Below are 20,655 nucleotides of genomic sequence, written 5' to 3' on the forward strand. Positions count from 1 at the left end.
GCCCTATATAGCAGAGGATCTACATGTGCAAGAAGTAGTACAGTGGTGCCAGTACCAGCGTGATCGTGCTGAGCAGCTTGATCAGTACGTGAAGCGAGGGACCGGCGGTATCTTTGAAGGGATCGCCTACCGTGTCGCCAATAACGCTGGCTTTATGTGGCTCGCTCTTCTTGCCGAGGACGATACCTTCTGGGTCAGTGCGATCCACCGGTTGTCCTTTGACGTTGACGCGCAGGAAACCCGCCTCGATATATTTCTTCGCGTTATCCCATGCGCCACCGCCATTGTTGAGGAAGAGGGCCATCACAATGCCGCCCATCGTCGCAACCATCAACATACCCGCAGCGGCCTGGGGACCGAGCAGAACGCCAACCAGAATTGGTGTGAGAACGGCAATTGCTCCAGGCAGGATCATTGCTCGTAGCGCCCCGTTGGTACTGATATCGACGCAGCGGGCGTAGTCGGGATCAACGCGATCCTCCGGGTTCTCAGCCATGATATTGGGCTGCTCCTGGAACTGGCGGCGAACTTCCTCGATCATCCGTTTGGCGGCGGTGCCCACCGCGCGGATTGCCAGTGAGCAGAAGAAGAAGATCAGGGCCAAGCCAAGCAGGGCCGCAATGAAGATCGGCATATTGGCCAGATCGACGCGGTAGACCGCAGGGTCATGCTTGAAGCCATACAATACGTCCAGATAGGCGCTGAAGAGCAAGAACGCCGCCAGAGCCGCAGAACCCAGACCATAGCCTTTGGTTAACGCCTTCGTGGTGTTGCCCACGCTGTCGAGCGCATCAGTGATATTACGAGCATCTTCGGATTGTCCACCCATTTCGCTGATACCACCAGCGTTATCGGTGATCGGTCCAAAGGTGTCCATCGTCAGGATATAGGCACAGCTCATGAGCATGCCCACAGTGGCGACGGCGGTACCAAAGATGCCGCTGACGTTGATGATACCCATCTTTTGCAGCTCGATCGGAATGTTGACCTGGCTGCCAAAAAAGTAGGAAAGACCAAGCGCCGCACAGATCGCCAGCACCGGCATAACCACACATTCAAGACCGATGGTAACACCCTGAATAATCGTAGTCGCAGGACCGGTCAGGGACGACTCGGCAATTTCACGAACTGGTCGCCACGTGCCAGCTGTGTAGTATTGAGTGATGAATACGAAGGCAATGCTAAGCAAGATACCCACAACACCAGCCAGCCCATACCAGACCCAGGCAGGAATGCCATAGTTAGCGGTAGTATCGTTGCCACCAAGCAGCAAGTAGCTACCAGCAAATATTCCGATAGCCGAGATAGCACAGGTGATGTAATAACCGACGTTCAGCTGGTTCATGGCGATCTCGCTGGGATCGCGACCATTGGCCTGCTCCGGTTCGGTCACGACAGATGGACGAATATACAGGACGCCGAGCGCTGAGGCGATGATACCAAACGCGCCAAGCACCAATGGAAAGAGCATCCAACCGATATTGTTGGTTGCTTGATAGAGGGTTGCACCAAGAATCATCGTGCCGATATTTTCGGCGGCAGTAGACTCGAAGAGATCAGCGCCGCGACCGGCACAGTCTCCCACATTATCGCCTACCAGGTCAGCAATAACAGCCGGGTTACGAGGATCGTCCTCTGGAATATTGGCCTCCACCTTTCCCACCAGATCGGCTCCCACATCTGCTGCTTTCGTGTAAATGCCGCCGCCGAGCTGGGCGAAAAGGGCAACGAAGCTGGCACCAAAGCCGAATCCAACGATCAGTGAAGGCGCGAGTGCAGGTTGAGACAGGCCTCCAAAGAGCATGAAGAGGGCTGAGACACCAAGCAGGGAAAGCGCGACGACCAGAAAACCCGAAACTGCTCCACCACGTAAAGAGACAACCAGCGCCTCACCCAGACTGCGCCGGGCGGCACTTGCGGTACGACTATTAGACTGCACGGCAACATACATACCGATATAGCCCGAGACACCAGAGCAGAAAGCTCCAACCAGAAATGCTACGGCTGTATGCCATGCCAGGTTGATTTTATCGGCTTGAGAACCCTGACCGAGCAGAGCTAACGCGCCTGCCACCAGGATTGCAGCCAGTACAGACAGCATCGCGATTGTCCGATACTGGCGATTGAGAAAAGCCGTTGCGCCTGCGAAAATAGCATTCGCTATCTTCTGCATACCGGGGGTGCCTGTGTCTTTACGTAGTACATAGAAGACAAGGTAGGCTGCAAACACCACAGCAAGCAGGCCCACGACTATGGGAACCCAGATATAATTGACCATTAAAAACCCTTCCTCCATAAGCAAGTCGGCACTTTTCGACATTGAGTATCAATGCGAAATCAATAGGCATCTTAGAGATGGCTATTATAATGGGAAGATGAAGTACCCTATCAAAGAGAGATTTGGTACACGTTGTAGTAGAATGTCTTTATTATTTATCATACTGTCTCGTTCTTCGTCAAGCTTTGAATATGCACGAGATCACTTTCATCAGGATCACAAGAATTGATTAGATCGGCCTCCTATGCTCATTTCTATCCTATTATAAACTGTACACCCTCCAAAAAATGGTAAAAAATATAGCCGGTCACAGGCGGTTGTTGTGTTATATATAGCCGGTTGCAACCGGAAATGCCAGTAGCCGTGCTTTTACACTGAAAAGCCTATTCTTGCAGAAAGTTTGATATAATGATGGGAAAGGATGTATACCTCTGACCACATGTTGATGAGTACCTGGCTTTCTCTCATGCGCAGTCGCGAGATTCAGGAGACTTGCTATGGGGTGAAGATTTCCGCAGTGCAGGCGGCACAACTGGTCGGACGTAACGAGCGGCGTATCCGGGATTGGATTGCTACACGCCGCCTACCTGCGATCAAAGTTGGCCAGAGTTGGCAGATTGATATCGAGGATCTAGAGCGACTTCCTGGTATCACTATTGATCGTACCCAATTAGAGGCGTTATGGAGCCGGGAGGTCGGCGCGTTATCAGAATTGCGTCAGCGTGTGCGCGATCTGGAGGAGGTCGTGTTGAATTTGCGGAATGAGGTGGCGCAACTCAAGATGCGCTTGCAGGATATTGAGGGCGCTCAAAGAGCCAGCGTGCTCTTTGAACATGCCGAACAGATCCCCCTTGATTTACGCATGTACGCTACTGTAACGCCTCCCTTCCCTGATTTTGAAGACCGTGCAGGCGGTCAGGAGGTGGAGCCGCCCCCAGGCTCCGTTCGAGTGAAGCAGTTTGCTTTAATTCATAAAGTTCACGCTGCTATGCTGACCTACCAGATTGAGACCGGTAAGATAGAAGATACGCCCCTGAGCATGGGTAATGGTCGTAAAGCACACTGGTTGACGCCAGAGCAGCAAAGAGCAGTGATTGTATTCTGGCGGCGCAACGGCACACATTTTGTTCCCTGTCCTATCTGTCCACATACTGCTATGTAAGAGTCTCTCGAAATGTCGTAGTCGAGCAATTGATCGCGCAACAAGTTCCCCCGCGATCAATTGCTCGACTACGACATTTCGAGATTACTGTTATGGGCGTCTGCCCCAGGCGGTGAGATAGAACCAGAGACAATTGAAATTGTCGGATTGTACCTCTTCCAGCGCTTTTTGATAGAGCTTATCCGCCTCTTCCTGAGTAATCAGGCCGGTCTGGACCATCATAGGTTGAAGCAGCTTCATAAACGTTCTCATATCCTCATAGAAGCTCTGGTGAAAAGCTGACCCGTTAGAACAATCAACGGCATAGGCGTGGACCTGCACATCCTGGCAACCAGCTCGACGTAAGAAGCTCCCTAGCATGGGCGTGACGCTTGTCTGTCGTCCGTCTGGCGAAAAGATGTTGCCGGTTATCTGAATAGCTTTGAGGCTGAGAGCGCTATAGCGCTCCATTGCCTGGTTTGCGCTGATCGGCCACTCGCATTCGGTCAAACGAATAATGCCGCCAGGCCGTGTCACGCGCACATATTCTTGCACCAGATCAGGCCAGGCATTGATGGTGCGAAAGAGAAATGATGCCAGCAGACGTGCATTGACCAGATCGAAGGAGGCATCAGGAAAGTCCAGGCCATCCAGAATGTTCACTTCCTTAAAGGAGGCGTTGTCTTGCTGCTGTTGCTGCGCTTGAAAGCGTGCATACTCAATCATGAGGTGGCTGACATCGATGCCTGTGACTCGCTTATTGGGATATCTGCGTGCCATTTCCAGCACCCACTCGCCGGGGCCACAGGCGATATCCAGGACATCGTGAACCTGCTCAAGGCTTGTCTGTTCGGCTAGAGGTCCACCCATCGCCTGTGTCAGCATCCGGGCCTGTCTGGTGAGGCGTGCCATTTCTGCCGCATTTTCAGGATCGGTAAAATATGCGTTCTGATCGGATGGTATGTGAGGTGGTGTGGACATAATTCCTCCACTTCCCTGGTTTTTCTCTCATGTTAGAATTATCTCTCCTAATTATAGGATCAAAAGTGTTTTCTCCGCAACACAGCGTTTTTTTTATGTGTATGCATCTGTACTATTTTTCTGATATTTTTGAGAATTAAATTGTAATGGCTGCTCTTATGTTGTTGGCATAGGTAGTAAGCTCATCTGCCTTTACTAGCTGTGGAGCGTCCCATCACTTTTGCAAAGGGAGAGGAAAACCGCTATATATAGAGCTTCTGGCATCAATAGCCCCTGGCGAGGAGGAGAGGGAGAGCTTTCTGAACATGACCACTTTCATGCTGGATGAAGGCCCTGCGTTAAGGAAGAAGCTTGGTAGCCGCGTTCTCCTGACATGCCGGTTTATTCGCTCTTTCTCTCGATGGTTGTCCAGACCCCAGGCAGAGCCAGTTGCCGAAAGATCTCATCTATCCTTTCTGGTGAATAGGGGAGTTCGGCCTCGATCCACCAGGTGAGCAAGTTCAAAAAGGCCCCGGCCAGGTACTGAGCTACTACTGCCGGGGGAATCGACGGAGCGCGTTTTTGTGAATAGGTCCTCTCCAGGGCTTGCTCAATGCTTCTGCTTAACGTCGTCTGGAACACTTCCCACACCCTTTCCCCTGCATGGCCCCGCACAAGCGCTCGAAATTGTGAAGCATGTTCCTGGATATGGCGAAAGAGCGCCAGGCTGGGAAGAAGAGCTTGCTCGACAGCGTTGTGGGCCATTGGCTGTGAAAGCTCCTCAAGCATCTGTTTGAGCAGTGCTGCCTGCACATCCTCCTTATCAAAGTAATGAGCATAAAACGTGGAGCTCCCAACGCCTGATCGCTCCAAAATGTCTCGGACGGTGATCGCTTCATACCGTTTTTCTTGCAACAGTTCTATCAAAGCGGATTGCACTAGATGGCGGGTGCGCCGAGAACGGCGATCGTGTTTCTCTTGCTTCATGGAAAGGCTTCTCCTTATCGGACAATTTCGGCAAGGTGTGCGGTAGTGAGCATTTCTCTCGTATTGCTGCTTGACCGGACACACCGACCCCCTGTTTAATAGATACCGAGCACTATCTCCATTACAGGATAGTCTGTTTTTCTCAAAGGAGCAAGTTCTATGCATTCGTTCACGCATATCCACAAAGAGTCTGGTGCGGCGTCTGCCTCCCAGAGACGAGGGATCGTCGCCTTCTCAGCCTGGAGGTATGACCTGCTTGTGCAGTGGTTTGTCATGCATGGCAAAGAGCAGGCGTTTCGGCGCATGACTACTGATCTGGCCGGGCTTCAACCCGGTGAGAGCGTGCTGGATGTGGGCTGTGGCACCGGCACGCTGGCGCTGGAGGCCAAAAAGCGCGTTGGGGGAACTGGTCGCGTCTGTGGGATTGATCCTTCGCAATCTTTACTGGCTGGTGCCCACCGCAAAGCAAAGCGCAACAGTCTCTCCATCGATTTTCAGCCTGGAGGAATCGAGCAGATTCCTTTTCCCGATCACTCGTTCGACGTGGTGCTCTCTACTTTTATGATGCACCATGTGCCTGATGACCTCAAGCGGCAGGGATTCGTTGAAATTGTCCGCGTGCTCAAAGCAGGAGGACGCCTGCTGCTCATCGATTTCAAGCGTGCAGAGGAACACCAGAGCCAACCTGAACCACTTGGGGCGGGCTCAATGGGGCTGCAAGACCTGCCTGCCCTCATGAAGGATGTGGGCTTCTCTCAGATAGAAATGGGGGAGATCCCTTTTCACATCAGAAGTGCTGTTGCAGTTCACAAACACTACGGCTTTATTCGAGCGCGAAAAGGCCTGGTCGCGGAGAAATAAGGAGAAGTATTATGCTCATGCTCGATCTTTCTATAGATGAACTGCTGACCACTACCCGCTCAGTACGCAAACGGCTGGACCTGGCGCGCCCTGTGGAAGCAGCAGTGATCCAACAATGCCTCTCTCTGGCCTTGCAGGCTCCTACCGCTGGGGCGCAAGAGCACTGGCATTTCGTGGTCGTCACTGATCCCGCCTTGCGTTCGGCTCTGGCTGCACTCTATCGGAAGGTGGCGGCCCCGATGCTGCAACAGAGTGCACAATGGATCGCTTCAGCCACCGATGAGAAGGAAGCGGCAAGCCGTACCAGGATGGCTGACACGTCGCAGTACCTGATGGAGCACCTGCACGAGGTTCCGGTCCACGTCATTCCCTGCATCCAGGGCCGTACCGAGAACCGCTCTCTTGTCGAGCAGGCCAGCTTTTGGGGTTCGATCCTGCCTGCCACCTGGAGCTTCATGCTTGCCGCACGTTCACGCGGCCTGGGCACAGTCTTGACAAACTTCCACCTCTTCTACGAGAAAGAGGCAGCGAACATCCTGGATATCCCTCACGAACAGATCACACAGACCGGGCTCATCCCTGTCGCCTATACCCTGGGGACGACGTTCAAACCCGCTGCTCGTAAGCCGTTGGATCAAGTGCTGCACTGGAATCGGTGGTGAAGAGGAATACGCTCGAAATGTCTACCGCCTTTCTCTACAAACTATCGACATGAATACAGTATGATGCTCTTCCGAGAGCGCATTGAGAAAAAGGAGTTCTGCATTGCCACATCATCGGAACACCATCCAACACCATCTTGCCAGCAGTAGCTCTGCTGGGTCACTGCTGACGCTCCACCAGGTGAGCAAAGCCTACCAGACGCCATCTGGTTCATTTATCGCACTGCGCGATATCGACCTGGGCATTCACCAGAATGAGTTTGTCGCCGTCGTCGGAAAGTCCGGCAGTGGGAAATCAACGCTGATCAACCTCATCACGGGGATTGATCGCCCCTCAACGGGTGAGGTGATGGTCGATGGGACGCCTATTCACCGGCTGAGCGAGAACCAGCTCGCTCTCTGGCGTGGGCGCAACGTCGGCATCGTCTTCCAGTTTTTTCAGCTCCTGCCTGTTTTGACGATTATTGAAAACGTCATGTTGCCTATGGATCTGTGCAATACGTACCCTGCCAGTCTCCGACGTGATCGTGCTCTGACGCTTCTCGAACAGGTTGGGATCGCCGCGCAGGCCCAGAAATTGCCGACAGCGCTCTCAGGAGGTGAGCAGCAGCGTGCGGCGATTGCGCGAGCGCTGGCCAATGACCCTCCGCTCATCGTTGCTGATGAACCAACTGGCAACCTCGATACCCGGACTGCTGACGCGGTGCTCAAACTGTTTACTGACCTGGTTGTGCAGGGGAAAACGGTCGTGTTTGTCACCCATGAACGCGACATCAGACGCCACGTCAGCCGACAGATAACACTGGTGGATGGTCGCGTAGACGATGATGCACGAGGCGAAGCGCATCATCGAGCGTCAGGGGAGGTACAGCAGTGACAAGGCTTCTTTTCATCAAGCTGCTCAAGGATCTACGAACAACCTGGACGCGCATCCTCCTGATGATTGTCGCTATCAGTATCAGTCTGGTCGCTTTCGGCACCGTGCTGTATACGCGTTCAATCATCGATCCCCAGATCAGCAACGGCTACACGAGCACTCAACCTGCTTCAGCCAGAATCGTGCTCTCTGAGGGAGTCGAGCAGGAGCAGGTTGACTCCATCCGCAGCCTGGCTCTGGCTGAACCTGGCATCATCGACGCGTCGCTGCGGGCCGTGAGCACGTTCCAGATGCAGACACAGGACGCTCGCTTGTCGGCGATCCCGCTCCAGCTCTTCATCGCTGCCCCCAACGATCCGATGAGGATTGCCAGGTTCCCGGTTGAGCAAGGGAGCTGGCCGCCTCCTCCCAACGGAGTCCTGATCGAGCGGGAGGCCCTCAAGTTCCTGAACCTGAAAGTTGGTGACAGCTTGGTGATTGCAGGTCTCGACGGCAGGCCGGTTTCCCTCAGAATCACCGGAGTTGTCCATGACCCGAGTCTGGCGCCTGCCTACGAGGAGCAAAAGGGCTACGGCTATATCTCGACGGCGACCCTCCCGCTTCTGGGCAAACCGCCCGTTCTCGACGAACTGGCGATCACTGTCGCGGACCAGCCTGGAGGAACGGTGCCAAGCCACAACCGAGAGGTCATCGTACAGACCGCGCTGCGTCTCGCCAACCGGTTGAAGCAAACACACCACCTCTCCATCGAGCAGATACAAGTTCCTCCCCCCTATCAACATCCGCACCAGGGGCAGATGAACATGCTGCTGCTGGCGCTTCTCGCCTTCGGCGTCCTGTCGTTGTTGCTCAGCGCCATCCTGGTCGCCACCATGTTGAACGGACTGCTCACCCGGCAGATCCCTCAGATCGGGATACTGAAAGCTATCGGTGCTCGTTCGCGTCAGATCTTGCAGTTGTACCTGATCATGACGCTGCTGGTGACGGCGGTCGCCACCACCCTGGCCTTCATTCCCGGCATCATATTGGGGCGTGGATGGGCCCAACTAATGCTGGTTAGCATGCTGAACATGGACCCGACGAGCCTCGCAGCTCCGTGGTGGACGTACGCGCTCGTCATCACCTCCGGTGTTGGTCTGCCGTTGGTGATGACACTGATCCCTCTCATGCGGGCAAGTCGCAGAACGGTTCGGGAGACGCTCGACGACCGTGGCATGGGCCAGAAGGTGCTCAGAGCAAAGGGCTTTGATACCTGGCTGAGCAGGCTGCGCGGCCTCGACCGCAAGTGGCTCCTGGCGCTGCGCAACACCTTTCGGCGTCGAGCGCGCTTCGGGTTCGCGGTCGGATTGCTGGCGCTGGCCGGGGCCATTTTTATCAGCGGACTGAACACATTAGCGGGCATCGAGGCGATACCAGATACTCTGGCGGCGGAACAACGATGGGACATTGAAGTAGCACTGGATGCACCAGTTTCCACAACCAGGCTCGAAAGCGTCGTTGCACGCATCCCGCATGTGACCCATGTCGAAACCTGGACCTCGGAGCCAATGGCACCTCAGTCCTCTGGACAGGTCGACGTCACTACGACGTATCCAGATCAAGGGCACGGCTCTCTGAATGTGACCACGGTGCCGGCGACTTCATCAGTATTCGTCCCACCCCCCGTTCTGGAGGGGCGATGGCTGCGTTCAGATGACACGAACGCGATGGTTCTCCCTCAGATGATGAAGAACCTGTTGCAAGGTCGGCGCGTTGGCGAAGCGACCATCCAACTCGCGGTTGGGGGAAAACGCACCACCTGGCGCGTCGTGGGCATCGTAGAGGAATTGTTCGCGCCAACGTGCCCCTGTGTGTCGCGTGCTGGCTTCGATCAGGTCACCGGTCGCACCGGGCAGGCCAACATCATCCGCATCGTCACCGATAGTCACGATGCGCAGACACGGATGGCTCTTGGTCAGATGGTCAGGCAAACGCTGACGAATGCCGCGATCAAGGTGCGGTACGTGCGGCCACTCGACTGGCTTACTGCGGTCTCAACAGGCCACCTTTCTGTGCTGGTTATCGTCTTCCTGGTGATGGCCTCGGTCATGGGTGTGGTTGGACTGATAGGGCTGGGTTCGACGATGAGCACAAACGTGCTCGAGCGCACTCGCGAGTTCGGTGTGATGAGAGCGATTGGGGCACCTGCCTCCATCGTGCGCCGCGTCGTGGTTGCCGAAGGCGTCTTTACGGCTGCTTTATCGTGTGTGGTTGCGGTCATTGTCGCTCTCCTTCTCACCAGGGTTATGGACGTGGGGCTTGGCAACCTGTTTCTCGGCGCGCCGCTACCGTGGCGGTTCTCGACAATCGCGTTGCTTGTCTGGGCAGTGGCAATCGTCCTCGGAGCAGTACTGACCACCCTGGCTCCTGCCTTTCGGGCATCTCGACTGACCGTTCACGAAGCGCTTACGGCTCTCTGAGAGAGGACGCACGCGGAAGGACCGACGGCGGCAATCACCACGCTGCCGGTCCTTCCATGTACAGCATGCATGCTACGAAAGGCTTGAACCCTGTTCTGTGGCAGAGACTCGAACGAGCTTTCCTTAAACAAGGCGGGAAGCTTTCCTACGAAAACTTCCCGCCTTGTTTTGAAGTGGGGCTGAGAGGGATCGAACCTCCGACGCACGGTTTAGGAAACCGACGCTCTATCCACTGAGCTACAGCCCCAACTCCCTCTATATTACCATAGCTGGTCAACAGTCGCTACACTTTTTAAGGTCAGAATTATATTTCGTAAATTATAAGGCGGATATCTAACCAAGAGATATCCGCCTGTTAGCTTTATTGTGCATGGGGTCTGGAAACGATGTTCTTCGCCAATGTATAATTGCTGCGCTTGCATTATAGCGCGAGCGCGACAATGGCTACTGGCTGATGAACGTCACTCCCGGTCCTGTGTGAAATTGCCAGCGGGTGACTGCCCAGGGATTGGCACCCCAGTTCATCGAACTGGCGATGACGCTACTATTGCCCTTTACCTGCTCAACAACTCCGACATGTCCCAGCCAGGATGCTCCCTGCACCCCGCTCTGTAAGACAATGATCGATCCCACCTGGGGAGTAGAAGAGACGCGCCAACCGTACTCATTGGCCCGTTGCGGCCATTGCCACGCGTTGGCATTGTCCGTCCAGGGAACATAAGTGCCGTGCAGATCATGGTAGCGCTGGTCGGCATACCATGTGCATGCACCATATGGAAATGCGTTTCTTGCGCTTTCCATCGCTACTGCGTTCGCTCGCATAAGAACCCGAGGCGCTTGCAGAGCGTTCATGGCCCCCTTTGCAGAATGACGAGCAGCTATGTTGTCGTCAGCAACACAGGTCATCATACTGCTAGAATCCGGGCTGATGTGATTTGTTAACCCGCCCGAAGAACTACCCGGTGTTTGGGTATGCTCGCCTTCGGAACAGGAAGATACTCCAGATGTGTGCGCGACCCGTTTGAGCGGAGGCGCACTCTTGCCCTCTACATGTCCCCCGACAGTGGCTCCTGTTATGAGCAAACCAAATATTGCTGCTACACCTGTCCTTGCTACAAATTTCATTACCTTATGTGACTGAATTAACTTCCAGACGTGTTGATGTGTTTGCAATGTATCCTCTCTCGATTCTACGACTTGCAGACCCCCGCATGAAATCGTTCCTTTCTCGACACAGACGCAGACGATTGGTTCAATCAACTGGCGTTTCAGTAAAAAAGGAACTAATGCATAGTAGCACTATACACAGTGAGTTGTCATGGTACATACTGATATATAGATCATATGGGCTAGAGAGAGAAAGAATTTATCATTTCTAGCTCTTAATGCATAATAATATACTATTTTAAAGTTGCAACCAGTAATTTAATTATATAGTTACTTTTGGTAAATTACATAAACTCATCATTAGTTGAGGCGAGAAGACGGATTTGATCGTATTGTAAATAGTGATCCTGGTCACTCGGCCGCTTGCCCGGCCTGTAAAGTGGAAAATTGAAGATAGCGCTACTTTTCGTGAATGATTGAAGCATGTACGATGGATTGAAATGGAAGAAGGAGATTCAGCTATGAGCGATCATAAAGAGACGAAAAAAGAGCAGCAGCAGAAGACCCACACAACCTCTCGTGAGCATGAGGCTGAGCGCAACGAGGCCGAGCACGAGATTCGTGAGGCTGCTCGTCACGCAGCTCATGAGAGAGAAGAAGAGCGCAAAGAGGCTGAAGAGGAGATTCGCGAGGCTGCTCGTAAGGTTGCTGAAGAGTCGGACAAGGGCAAAAAACAAAAGAAGCACTAAAAACATAGGTGAAACGAAGGCCGCACCAGTTGCTATGCTGGTGCGGCTTCTTGCTATCTTGATGTCTTTTTTCGTGATCATCAGGATGGTGCAAGTTATAGAAAGTTCTCCTATGAAGATGAGCCTCGCACCTTTATAGGATGGATGCGCAATGCCACCGAATACTCCGCTGCAAACTGTTCTGGCGAACCAAATGTGCTGGTCATCCAATGACGATATTTTGCTAGATAGAGCTGATGTTGGTCAGCTGGAAGTTCAGAAGTGCTGACTTGGGCACGCCCTGTAAATACTATGATTCCAGAACCAGTCCGGTAGCCATCAAAATGCAGCGCCACCTGGGAATTTCGGCGCACAAAATCCAGGCGTCTGGCATGAGCTAGATTATAGACCAAAAAATTGGAAGCTGTCTCATCCCACCAGAACCAGACGGGGGCGGGCTGAGGCATTCCACGCGTATCCACCGTAGTAAGCCATATGAGATACTCTTCATGGACACGACGCCGTACATTTTTGCCAAAAAGCGTGTTGTCACCTGGAAGTTGAAAGCTCATTCTTCAAAGTCCTTTCGTTTATTGCTCTTCTGCACGGTGGAGTAAGTGCAAACGTTGACATTACTCTCATTCCTTTCGGAGAAGGCAAGGTCATCATCGTCCTTGCTCTATCTGTGGTACGCGCCGGCTTGACACAAGCATACCATTGAGCTATCTTTAAAACAAGAACGTACAAAAAAGGTAGGTACTCTCCTGGAGGAAAGTATGGGTACACAGGTAGAAGCCCGCTTCTTTCAGTGTCCAGTTGATGCTGGATTGGCGTTGATGGCTGGCAAGTGGAAGCCGCGTATTTTATGGAAATTGTATCGCTACCAGATCATGCGGTTTGCTCAGTTTAAGCGCATGCTACCTGGTATCACCGATAAGATGCTCACCCAGCAATTACGTGAATTAGAAACAGATGGGTTGATTATAAGGACGGTGTACCCTGTGGTTCCCCCTAAAGTCGAGTATACCCTCTCCACTTTTGGCAGGACGCTTGAACCAGTGATCGCAGCGATTGCAACCTGGGGAGAAACGCATGAGCAGGAAATTCGTTCCCATTTAGAGCCAGACAATGTTGCTTTGCAAGAGAAATCATCTTGAGGCTAGAAAGCCGCTAAATAAAAATGGTTCAGTTTGCCTTTATCTACCATATGGCTGAAGCTGCCAATTGGCCTGTAATCCAGCGGAACGGCCTGCACAGCACTAGCGCACTGCTGGATCTTGCGGACATCTGCGGAGAGGACCGGGAACGATTGGAGAAGCAGCAGCGATTGACGCATACCGAACTACTGAATGGGGTTCAGCTTCGGGATCAACGACCCATGCCTCCGACAGCTCTGGCAAACTGCTTGATCGGCCTCACGCCGTCCGAATGGTACGCACTTATCAATGCCCGCGTCTTCTTCTGGCTCGATCCGGCGCGACTCAATCGGCATCGAGCGGCCTGTGAACCACGCCCTCAGGTCGTGTTGACGGTGGATGCAAGCAAGCTCGTGGCTGCCTATGCTGAGAAGATTGCCGTAACACCGATCAATACCGGGAATGCCCGTCGTCGTCCCGCCAGGCGGGGAGCGGCAACCTTCGTTCCTTACGCGGCCTGGATCACCTCCGCCTGGACCAGCGAAGCTGCAAGCCTGGGCACCCCGGTACGGCCATCGTCGCATCATCCTGTGGAATTGACCGTTACTGGATCGATCCCAGATATCATGCAATTCGTTGTCGAGGTACAGCAACTGGCACCCGGACAATTGTTTACTCCAGCCTATCATTGATCTGGTCTTCTCCTCTCATGGCCAGTTCCATCTCATTGAGTAAGATGCGTAGAAAACATTTACTATCTTTCTGTGTGGTAAAAACAGGCGGAGTTGTCAGGGAAGGAAGGCAGGCACATATGATTTGGAAACGGGTGAATGCCTGCACTTGATAGAATATGGCACAGTTATGATATACATCGCAGTTGACTGTGCGGTATAAATCTGGTAGAGTGAAACAGAAAAGTTTTCTATTGGGTAGAAAGTATAGTAAAAGCGATGGCAAGACGATCACTATCAAAACAGCCGCCCTCCATTGTGGAGGTCGCGGAGCGCGCTGGGGTTTCTATCGCCACAGCCAGCCGAGTTATGAGTAATTCATCGTATCCTGTGAATATCGCGACGCGCGAGAAGGTGTTAAAAGCTGCAACGGAGCTGGGGTATACACCGAATTCGCTGGCGCGGAGCCTCCGTTCTCAGCGTAGTAAGCTGATAGCTGCCATCGTTGGTGATAATGCTGACCCCTATTTTGCCGAGATTATGCGTGGTGTGGAAGATGTTGCCAGTGAGCATGGCTATCTCACCATTGTCTGCAATTCGGATCGCCAGCCTGCAAAAGAGCTGCATTATCTGCGTACATTGCGCGATTACCGGGCCGATGGCGTGCTCTTTGCTGGTGGTGCGCTCAATGAGCCGAGTCATGCTCAACGCCTTGAAGAGGTCGTGAACGAGATGAAGAGTCGCGGGGCGGCAATCATTACGCTGGCTCAACATACGCTGGGTGTGCCATCGATACAGACTGATAATTTCGGTGGTGCGCGTGCGATGACGACGCGATTGTTGGAACTGGGGCATCGTCGTATTGCGTTTGTGGCCGGTCCCTCTAATTTGACGGTTGCCAATGTGCGCTTGCAGGGCTATATGGCGGCACTGGTTGAAGCTGGTCTGTCGCTTGATCCACATTTGATCCTGACGGGTAATTTTGATCGCGAGGGGGGGCAGCGTGCAGCTCACGATATCGCGCAGATTCCAGTGGAGCACCGACCAACGGCTATCTTTGCTGCCAACGACCAGACCGCTTTTGGCGTGATGCTGGGGCTGGGAGAGATGGGCTGGCGGGTACCGGACGCTATCTCCGTCTGCGGCTTCGGTGATTTGCCAATGGCACAGATCGTCTTTCCCCAGTTAACGACGGTGAGTATCCCTTTGCGTCAACTTGGCCGCACTGGTACTCTCCGCTTGCTGGCAGCCCTGCGCAATGAAGAGATTCCCCCGCTGGAGGTGCTGCCAACGACCGTTGTAGAGCGCAGTTCGACCGCGCCCTACAGGGAAGCGTTATAGACGCTGTTTGCGCTTGCCAAGCCTCTGCTCCCCCGTCACTTTCGTTTCCTCTGGTAACACAGGCTCTCCTGTTTCCTGATCGTAGATAACGGGAGTGACCTGCTCGCGGCGAATGGCGTTGATCGGCTTCGTCCCTGCTGGTGGCGGGGTAGTACGTGGTCCAGGCTTTGATGTGGGCCATGCAGGATAGTGAACCCGGTAGCTTTCGACTGTTGTATCGGGAGCAGGTTGCGCCACTGCCTGAGTTGTATCTTGCGTTGCTGTTTTGGCTTCAGCCTTCTGAGTCATCTTGTTGTCCTCCTTATGTATTTGTCACGCAGCAAGCGGGAAAAATAAAGACAACCATGCCTATGTACCTGTTCGCGAAGAGGATACAGTACTTTTAGGCGCATAACCGTTATGGTGCCTTGCCCACTCGTTGCATAAATTGACAAGCTCTTACTTTCTATTGTACACCGATAAATCCACTCTATGCGATGGAAGAACGGAGATGAATATTCTATGAAAGTATTAATTACCGGTGCAACTGGTCTACTTGGTGGACATCTTATAAAGCAATTGCAGGAGCGCGGTGAGAATATTCGGGCGTTGGTATTGCCCGTTGAAAATACGGATAAATTGACGGCGCAAGGCGTAGAGGTCGTGCGAGGAGATATCACTGATGGCAGTTCACTTGGTCCGGCCGTGGAAGGGGTTGATCTCATTTTTCATCTGGCAGGCATGATGGGCGTCTGGCGGCCTCTCTCTGATTATCGCCTGGTCAATGTCAATGGTTCGGAGAATCTCTATAAAGCAGCACAGAAGGCCGGTGTACGGCGTTTTGTACATACCAGCTCTCATACCGTCTATGGTCTGGGGTATGGCCGCTTCATGACCGAAGAAGATCCCCTGCGACCTGATCCCGATCCCTATAGCCTGACCAAAGCGGAAGGCGATCGCGTGATCCGCCGCCTGTTGCTCACAAGCGACATGGAGACAGTGATCCTGCGTCCCGGCACGTTCTTTGGCCCTGGCGATCATCTGCATTTTGGTCGCATGGCCCAGAAGGTCAAGGATGGCAAAGGGTTGCTGCTGGGCAAAGGCGATAACGCGCTGCCGTTCTGCTATGTCACCGATATTGTGCAGGGTTATATGCTGGCCGCGTATCACGAAAAGGCTCCGGGCAACGTGTACAACATTACCAATGATCGCCCGTTGACGCAGAAAGAAATGTTTGATGCCATTGCTGATGCTGTTGGTGGTCAGCGCCCGACCCTTCATCTGCCCTACCTCCCCATTTATGCAGGTGCGACGGTTGCCGAGAGGATTTTTGTCGCGGCGAATCTCAAAATGAAGCCGCCCGCCACACAGCTTGGCGCAATGATGTTTGGCTCCGACAATCGCCACAGCGTAGACAAAGCCCGGCGCGAACTGGGTTATGAGCCACAAGTGAGCCTGCGCGACGGTATCAAATTGGCCGCCGAGTGGTTCAATGCCGGTGGCTTCAACAAACCACCTGTCACTGCTGCCAGCCAGAACGCTCCTCTCGCCGGTGCCCGCAACTAATCTTTATAGTGAGCATGTAATTAAACCGGCCAATAATAAAGAGTGATTGCAATTGGAAAAAGCTGTTTTTGATTGCAATCACTCTTTGTTATACTCCAGCCACCAAACACAGGCTTCTTCAAAGAAAGCGATACCTGCCTCAATAACATGAATCGCGCCTTCAACTGAGTTTGCTTGCGGTTGATGGTGTAAATACACCTTGGCCGCAGCCTCTACAACCGGCCTGGCAGCAGGAACAACACGGGAGGGTCAAGATTATACATGTTTTTCCCCTTTAAGCATAGTGGAGCGATTTATCGCGTTGGAGCAGCCTGGGAAGCTTCCCAGGCTGCTCCAACGCGATAAATCGCTCCACTACGACGGACATTGTAGTTTATAAGCCAGGGATGAGATTGCGTCTAACCTCATTCCTGTTTGCTATACATTAGCCCATTGTGCTAACTTTTTTGCCAGCGCCTTTGAAACCGAACTTTTTGATGGTGGTGTGGAGCCAGCCAGCGGTGGGGCCATCATCCACGCGCTTGCTTGTATCCACCAGGAAGGCGGCTGTTTGTGGGCGAGGCGGCAGATCCCTTGATAGGCGCAGCTTCGTCAACTCTTCATGATGCTGGAAAGCCCAGTATAGATTGACGCGGCAACCTTTACAGTTCTTCGCGTCATCCTCGTTCATCGTTCCGCACTGTGGACACTCGGTCATAGTAGAATTCCTCCTCAATAGGTTATGAAACGACAATAATTCACGAACATATACTGTTAAATCAATCCCATGCGCATCGCCTCAGCAACGGCCTGCGCGCGGTCTGTCACATTCAATTTACGATAGATATCTTGCATTTTGCGTTTGACCGTCACCTCGCTCCAGAACTGACGAGCGGCGATCTCTTTATTGCTACAACCTTCGGCGGCCAGTCGCACCAGCTCGATTTCGAGATCGGTTAGCCCGGAACGCAGACGTTCCTGTTCTTTTGTCAGGCGGCTAAACTCATCAAGAATCCTGGTGACGGAGCGCGGTTCTGTAATCGCTCGCTCTCCCCTGGCGACGGCATGTAACACCGCTAACAGCTCGTCGAGCGATTGCGCTTTTTGCACATAACCATGAACACCGAGGCGCATGGCACGCAACAATTGCTCGTCGTCGCTGGAGCCAGTAAAGGCGACGATGCGTGTGTCGGGGCTGGATCGCATGAGCTGTTGTGCTATATCCAGCCCGTTTGTTTTGCCTAGAAAGATGTCAAGTAAGACAATATCAGGTTGCAATTGTTGGGTCAACAGGAGCGCCGCGCGGCTGGTTGCCGCCTGTCCCACCGGTTCAAATTCCTCTTTCTCACAGAGAAGAGAGATGATGCCTTTGCGCACGACTTCGTGGTCATCAACGACCAAAACTCGGATGCGCTTGCAACATTGCTCTGTTTGTTGAGCGATAGGTGCATCTGCTGTGAGTTCAGTCTCAACTGCGGCGGCTGCCTTCTGCTGCTCGCTTACATCGTCAGGTTCAGTATCATCTTCTGATGAGGTACGCGGAGAGGAAGCATTGAGCCAGGTCACAGGGGGAGAAGGGAAAGATGTGATTGTCATACAAACTCCATTGTAATATCAATCTTACAATAACACACTCTCTCTGGTTATGCATATTTTATTGTATAGGTACTTTTAATTCATTGTAGCGTTGTTGCCGCTCACATCCCCGTCATGTATGTTACTATGAGTGTGGACGTTGATGGCAACCATTTCGTTGCAGATAATGATACGATTGGTCAAAATTCTCTATACGGTAGCCACTTTACTCTGACGGAAACATATAAGATACTACGACGAGAGCAATCCGGCCTCATCATCCATCCATATCAGGAATTGAAACACAGACGGAGACTACGAATGACCGAACCCGATGCAACCAGGGCCGAACACGCCTCCCTCTCACATGAGGATGAGCCTGTTACCGAGGAACACCGAGCGATTCTTAAAGCTCAAAGAGCTGCGGCCTTACAAAACCCGCCAGGGAATCATGGCGATATTGCCTATCAGATGTTGCTGTTGCAGCAACGCCTGGAAGCCTACGAGCGCCTTCATCGAGAAGAAATGGCCGAATTGCGCCAGGAACTTGATCGATTGCGCAAAACCTTTCTGGAAGAGACCAGCTTGCAAATGCGTGCGATCAAGCTTGGGCGAGAGCCGCATCATCCGCAGGAATAATCTTTCCTATCCGCAATATGCGTCGTAGTGGAGCGATTTATCGCGTTGGGCAATCTAGGAGGCAACTCGAACCCACACGCGATAAATCGCTCCACTACGACGCATATTATCTGGTGCTTATACCCGAACTTTCTCAGCCGAGGATGCCTGGGCCTCCTGAGCAGCATTAATTACGGGCAAGTTGCGCAGTTTGGACGATTTGCCGTTATTGCCCTTGAGCGCTTCCATGAGCGTCTTCTGTCCAACCTCTAATGCAACGCTAGACATCGTTGGCACATGGGTTAGCATGTTCGTGTAGGAAGCGTTTGCCAGCGGGCAGTAGCACTCGCCAGCTTTGATGCTGCGGCGTAGCTCGTTTGCTTTGGCGGTGCGCCAGACCGAACCGAAGTCGTAATTATGTTCGCGCAGATTGCCGACCGACTCGGCGCGGATGCAGCAGGTCCAGACATCGCCGTTAGGAGCGATCTGGGCGGACGAAATACCGGCCATGCAGGGGATGATCTGCCGCTTCTCAACCAGGGTGCGTTTCACGATATCATAGTAGCGCTGGCGGAAGGCCTGGGTGATGCGGGCCACGCCCTGCGAGTTTTCGTTGCGGATATCTTCCTGCAAGCGCTCGATGACAGCACTATATTTTTCCTGTGGAGGAGTGATGCCCATACCAACGGTATCCAGTTCAACGCGTTCTTCCGCGATCTCGCTGATAAACTGATCGGGCTTGAGTTCTTCCAGCACAAATTTGCGGATGTTGTCGAACTCGTCGATGTTGAAGTTGGAGACAACCGTGTGGATGCCGAGGGTGAAGTTTTTGTAGCGTGACTTGAGCGCTTTCAACCCGGCATAGGTACGCATGGCGCGCTCGAAATTGCCTTTGACGCCGCGTACTTCGTCGTGTTTTGTGCCAACACCGTCCAGAGAGAGATTGATAATCACGTCTGAGCCGGGTGCGGCCTGGAGTACTTTCTCGATGCGGCCCGGAATAATTTTATCCTGAATGCCGTTGGTGGGAATATTAATGATGCCAGGACGACAATTGCGGTAGGCTGACTCTACCATATCTGGCAGATCTTTGCGCAGCGTTGGTTCGCCGCCACTGAAGGTAAACCAGTAAGGGGCTTGACCGAGAGACGCAAATGTTTTCTCATACTCTTCTATTGTGAAATCATCATTTGGACGCTGCCAGACATTACATGTTTTACAACGGGAGTTACAGCGATAGCTCACGCTGATGGTTAGATTCATAGGAAGCACAAGCGGCTTATTCAATATATAGGATGCCTGTGACTTCGCAATATTGGGTAGAACTTCAAGCACGTCTGTTTTTCTCCCTTTTAGCCAGGTAAGATGCTTAATAAGCTGGCCGTATCAAAAAACTTGTAGACCTTTATCTTTTTTGGGTAAAGCTTATAATAACTTGCAGGTGATGTACTGTGTTATCTTTTTCTGCCTTCCCTCTTTTGCAAAGGTTATATGATTTCATTGTAGGATAGAGGACAAGCTCCTGCTCGCGGCCATTGCGAACGATGGCTATTCCCACCAACTGAGTCTATAAAACCTCAAGACATCTCGCAAGTTACCATCGTATACTACGACGCATACATTCGTATATGGGAACTTGCCGGGCGGGAGATGTACCAAATAGGCTACCTCATTCGTTGGTATTGACGGGCCATTTGTCTTATTTTCATCTCTTCTGCTTGTCCCACGCT

20 protein-coding genes and 1 tRNA gene are annotated in these 20,655 nt (G+C 52.8%); 11 read left to right on the plus strand and 10 right to left on the minus strand.

The window, feature by feature from the left end; all coding sequences use genetic code 11:
* Positions 1 to 19 precede the first annotated feature (19 nt).
* On the minus strand, positions 20 to 2,278 hold the full coding sequence (locus K3T83_RS18640) for a sodium-translocating pyrophosphatase (RefSeq protein WP_220204461.1): 2,259 nt from the start codon (positions 2,276 to 2,278) through the stop codon (positions 20 to 22).
* A gap of 502 nt (positions 2,279 to 2,780) precedes the next feature.
* Here K3T83_RS18640 and K3T83_RS18645 point away from each other — a divergent pair.
* On the plus strand, positions 2,781 to 3,440 hold the full coding sequence (locus K3T83_RS18645; protein WP_220204462.1) for a helix-turn-helix domain-containing protein: 660 nt from the start codon (positions 2,781 to 2,783) through the stop codon (positions 3,438 to 3,440).
* A gap of 90 nt (positions 3,441 to 3,530) precedes the next feature.
* Here the strand turns inward: K3T83_RS18645 and K3T83_RS18650 are convergent, their stop codons facing one another.
* Positions 3,531 to 4,400, minus strand: a complete 870-nt coding sequence (locus K3T83_RS18650) for a class I SAM-dependent methyltransferase (protein WP_220204463.1) — start codon at positions 4,398 to 4,400, stop codon at positions 3,531 to 3,533.
* Positions 4,401 to 4,781: 381 nt separating this feature from the next.
* Positions 4,782 to 5,366, minus strand: coding sequence for a TetR/AcrR family transcriptional regulator (locus tag K3T83_RS18655; RefSeq protein WP_220204464.1), 585 nt, complete (start codon positions 5,364 to 5,366; stop codon positions 4,782 to 4,784).
* A 159-nt stretch (positions 5,367 to 5,525) separates the two neighbouring features.
* Here K3T83_RS18655 and K3T83_RS18660 point away from each other — a divergent pair, with 159 nt between their 5' ends.
* The 4 genes from K3T83_RS18660 (at position 5,526) to K3T83_RS18675 (ending at position 10,225) form a co-directional block, all read left to right on the plus strand.
* Positions 5,526 to 6,227 (plus strand): class I SAM-dependent methyltransferase, encoded by a 702-nt coding sequence (locus tag K3T83_RS18660; protein WP_220204465.1) that lies wholly within the window; start codon positions 5,526 to 5,528, stop codon positions 6,225 to 6,227.
* Positions 6,228 to 6,238: 11 nt separating this feature from the next.
* Entirely contained in the window at positions 6,239 to 6,889 is a 651-nt protein-coding gene (locus K3T83_RS18665) for a nitroreductase family protein (protein WP_220204466.1), read from the plus strand.
* A gap of 103 nt (positions 6,890 to 6,992) precedes the next feature.
* Positions 6,993 to 7,766, plus strand: coding sequence for an ABC transporter ATP-binding protein (locus K3T83_RS18670; protein WP_220204467.1), 774 nt, complete (start codon positions 6,993 to 6,995; stop codon positions 7,764 to 7,766).
* Complete coding sequence (locus K3T83_RS18675) at positions 7,763 to 10,225, plus strand: ABC transporter permease (protein ID WP_220204468.1); 2,463 nt, start codon at positions 7,763 to 7,765, stop codon at positions 10,223 to 10,225. Before K3T83_RS18670 ends, K3T83_RS18675 begins: the two co-directional genes overlap by 4 nt.
* A 174-nt stretch (positions 10,226 to 10,399) precedes the next feature.
* Here the strand turns inward: K3T83_RS18675 and K3T83_RS18680 are convergent.
* Positions 10,400 to 10,472: transfer RNA gene (locus K3T83_RS18680), tRNA-Arg, on the minus strand.
* 197 nt (positions 10,473 to 10,669) lie between these two features.
* Positions 10,670 to 11,350 carry a CHAP domain-containing protein gene (locus K3T83_RS18685; protein WP_220204469.1) on the minus strand — a complete coding sequence of 227 codons (681 nt, stop codon included), beginning with the start codon at positions 11,348 to 11,350 and terminating at the stop codon, positions 10,670 to 10,672.
* Positions 11,351 to 11,853: 503 nt separating this feature from the next.
* Here K3T83_RS18685 and K3T83_RS18690 point away from each other — a divergent pair.
* Positions 11,854 to 12,081 (plus strand): hypothetical protein, encoded by a 228-nt coding sequence (locus K3T83_RS18690; RefSeq protein WP_220204470.1) that lies wholly within the window; start codon positions 11,854 to 11,856, stop codon positions 12,079 to 12,081.
* A gap of 110 nt (positions 12,082 to 12,191) precedes the next feature.
* On the opposite strand, the gene K3T83_RS18695 is transcribed toward K3T83_RS18690, so the two are convergent.
* Positions 12,192 to 12,632, minus strand: coding sequence for a TIGR03667 family PPOX class F420-dependent oxidoreductase (locus K3T83_RS18695; RefSeq protein ID WP_220204471.1), 441 nt, complete (start codon positions 12,630 to 12,632; stop codon positions 12,192 to 12,194).
* 204 nt (positions 12,633 to 12,836) lie between these two features.
* Here K3T83_RS18695 and K3T83_RS18700 point away from each other — a divergent pair, with 204 nt between their 5' ends.
* From K3T83_RS18700 to K3T83_RS18710, 3 genes are all read left to right on the plus strand, one after another.
* Positions 12,837 to 13,217 carry a winged helix-turn-helix transcriptional regulator gene (locus K3T83_RS18700; RefSeq protein WP_220204472.1) on the plus strand — a complete coding sequence of 127 codons (381 nt, stop codon included), beginning with the start codon at positions 12,837 to 12,839 and terminating at the stop codon, positions 13,215 to 13,217.
* Between the two features lie 23 nt (positions 13,218 to 13,240).
* Positions 13,241 to 13,888: a DUF7002 family protein gene (locus K3T83_RS18705; protein ID WP_220204473.1), complete on the plus strand. Its 648-nt coding sequence runs from the start codon at positions 13,241 to 13,243 to the stop codon at positions 13,886 to 13,888.
* Positions 13,889 to 14,146: 258 nt separating this feature from the next.
* Complete coding sequence (locus K3T83_RS18710) at positions 14,147 to 15,208, plus strand: LacI family DNA-binding transcriptional regulator (RefSeq protein ID WP_220204474.1); 1,062 nt, start codon at positions 14,147 to 14,149, stop codon at positions 15,206 to 15,208.
* On the opposite strand, the gene K3T83_RS18715 is transcribed toward K3T83_RS18710, so the two are convergent.
* Positions 15,203 to 15,496, minus strand: coding sequence for a hypothetical protein (locus K3T83_RS18715; protein WP_220204475.1), 294 nt, complete (start codon positions 15,494 to 15,496; stop codon positions 15,203 to 15,205). The two genes, K3T83_RS18710 and K3T83_RS18715, sit on opposite strands and share 6 nt — an antisense overlap.
* 213 nt (positions 15,497 to 15,709) lie before the next feature.
* Here K3T83_RS18715 and K3T83_RS18720 point away from each other — a divergent pair, with 213 nt between their 5' ends.
* Positions 15,710 to 16,753: an NAD-dependent epimerase/dehydratase family protein gene (locus K3T83_RS18720; RefSeq protein ID WP_220204476.1), complete on the plus strand. Its 1,044-nt coding sequence runs from the start codon at positions 15,710 to 15,712 to the stop codon at positions 16,751 to 16,753.
* Between the two features lie 424 nt (positions 16,754 to 17,177).
* On the opposite strand, the gene K3T83_RS18725 is transcribed toward K3T83_RS18720, so the two are convergent.
* Positions 17,178 to 17,450: a hypothetical protein gene (locus K3T83_RS18725; protein WP_220204477.1), complete on the minus strand. Its 273-nt coding sequence runs from the start codon at positions 17,448 to 17,450 to the stop codon at positions 17,178 to 17,180.
* A gap of 56 nt (positions 17,451 to 17,506) precedes the next feature.
* Positions 17,507 to 18,328: a response regulator gene (locus tag K3T83_RS18730; protein ID WP_220204478.1), complete on the minus strand. Its 822-nt coding sequence runs from the start codon at positions 18,326 to 18,328 to the stop codon at positions 17,507 to 17,509.
* 300 nt (positions 18,329 to 18,628) lie between these two features.
* Here K3T83_RS18730 and K3T83_RS18735 point away from each other — a divergent pair, with 300 nt between their 5' ends.
* Positions 18,629 to 18,946 carry a hypothetical protein gene (locus K3T83_RS18735; RefSeq protein ID WP_220204479.1) on the plus strand — a complete coding sequence of 106 codons (318 nt, stop codon included), beginning with the start codon at positions 18,629 to 18,631 and terminating at the stop codon, positions 18,944 to 18,946.
* Positions 18,947 to 19,063: 117 nt separating this feature from the next.
* Here K3T83_RS18735 and K3T83_RS18740 read toward each other — a convergent pair whose 3' ends face one another.
* Positions 19,064 to 20,260: a radical SAM protein gene (locus K3T83_RS18740; RefSeq protein ID WP_220204480.1), complete on the minus strand. Its 1,197-nt coding sequence runs from the start codon at positions 20,258 to 20,260 to the stop codon at positions 19,064 to 19,066.
* Positions 20,261 to 20,655 lie beyond the last annotated feature (395 nt).

The sequence above is a fragment of the Reticulibacter mediterranei genome, from assembly GCF_016587455.1.

What these genes read in the sequence shown, in the direction of transcription:
- K3T83_RS18640 (WP_220204461.1), bottom strand. Translation starts at nt 2,278, where the DNA reads ATGGTCAATTATATCTGGGTTCCCATAGTCGTGGGCCTGCTTGCTGTG.
- K3T83_RS18650 (WP_220204463.1), bottom strand. Translation starts at nt 4,400, where the DNA reads ATGTCCACACCACCTCACATACCATCCGATCAGAACGCATATTTTACC.
- K3T83_RS18655 (WP_220204464.1), bottom strand. Translation starts at nt 5,366, where the DNA reads ATGAAGCAAGAGAAACACGATCGCCGTTCTCGGCGCACCCGCCATCTA.
- K3T83_RS18660 (WP_220204465.1), top strand. Translation starts at nt 5,526, where the DNA reads ATGCATTCGTTCACGCATATCCACAAAGAGTCTGGTGCGGCGTCTGCC.
- K3T83_RS18665 (WP_220204466.1), top strand. Translation starts at nt 6,239, where the DNA reads ATGCTCATGCTCGATCTTTCTATAGATGAACTGCTGACCACTACCCGC.
- K3T83_RS18685 (WP_220204469.1), bottom strand. Translation starts at nt 11,350, where the DNA reads ATGAAATTTGTAGCAAGGACAGGTGTAGCAGCAATATTTGGTTTGCTC.
- K3T83_RS18690 (WP_220204470.1), top strand. Translation starts at nt 11,854, where the DNA reads ATGAGCGATCATAAAGAGACGAAAAAAGAGCAGCAGCAGAAGACCCAC.
- K3T83_RS18695 (WP_220204471.1), bottom strand. Translation starts at nt 12,632, where the DNA reads ATGAGCTTTCAACTTCCAGGTGACAACACGCTTTTTGGCAAAAATGTA.
- K3T83_RS18700 (WP_220204472.1), top strand. Translation starts at nt 12,837, where the DNA reads ATGGGTACACAGGTAGAAGCCCGCTTCTTTCAGTGTCCAGTTGATGCT.
- K3T83_RS18705 (WP_220204473.1), top strand. Translation starts at nt 13,241, where the DNA reads ATGGTTCAGTTTGCCTTTATCTACCATATGGCTGAAGCTGCCAATTGG.
- K3T83_RS18710 (WP_220204474.1), top strand. Translation starts at nt 14,147, where the DNA reads ATGGCAAGACGATCACTATCAAAACAGCCGCCCTCCATTGTGGAGGTC.
- K3T83_RS18715 (WP_220204475.1), bottom strand. Translation starts at nt 15,496, where the DNA reads ATGACTCAGAAGGCTGAAGCCAAAACAGCAACGCAAGATACAACTCAG.
- K3T83_RS18720 (WP_220204476.1), top strand. Translation starts at nt 15,710, where the DNA reads ATGAAAGTATTAATTACCGGTGCAACTGGTCTACTTGGTGGACATCTT.
- K3T83_RS18725 (WP_220204477.1), bottom strand. Translation starts at nt 17,450, where the DNA reads ATGACCGAGTGTCCACAGTGCGGAACGATGAACGAGGATGACGCGAAG.
- K3T83_RS18730 (WP_220204478.1), bottom strand. Translation starts at nt 18,328, where the DNA reads ATGACAATCACATCTTTCCCTTCTCCCCCTGTGACCTGGCTCAATGCT.
- K3T83_RS18735 (WP_220204479.1), top strand. Translation starts at nt 18,629, where the DNA reads ATGACCGAACCCGATGCAACCAGGGCCGAACACGCCTCCCTCTCACAT.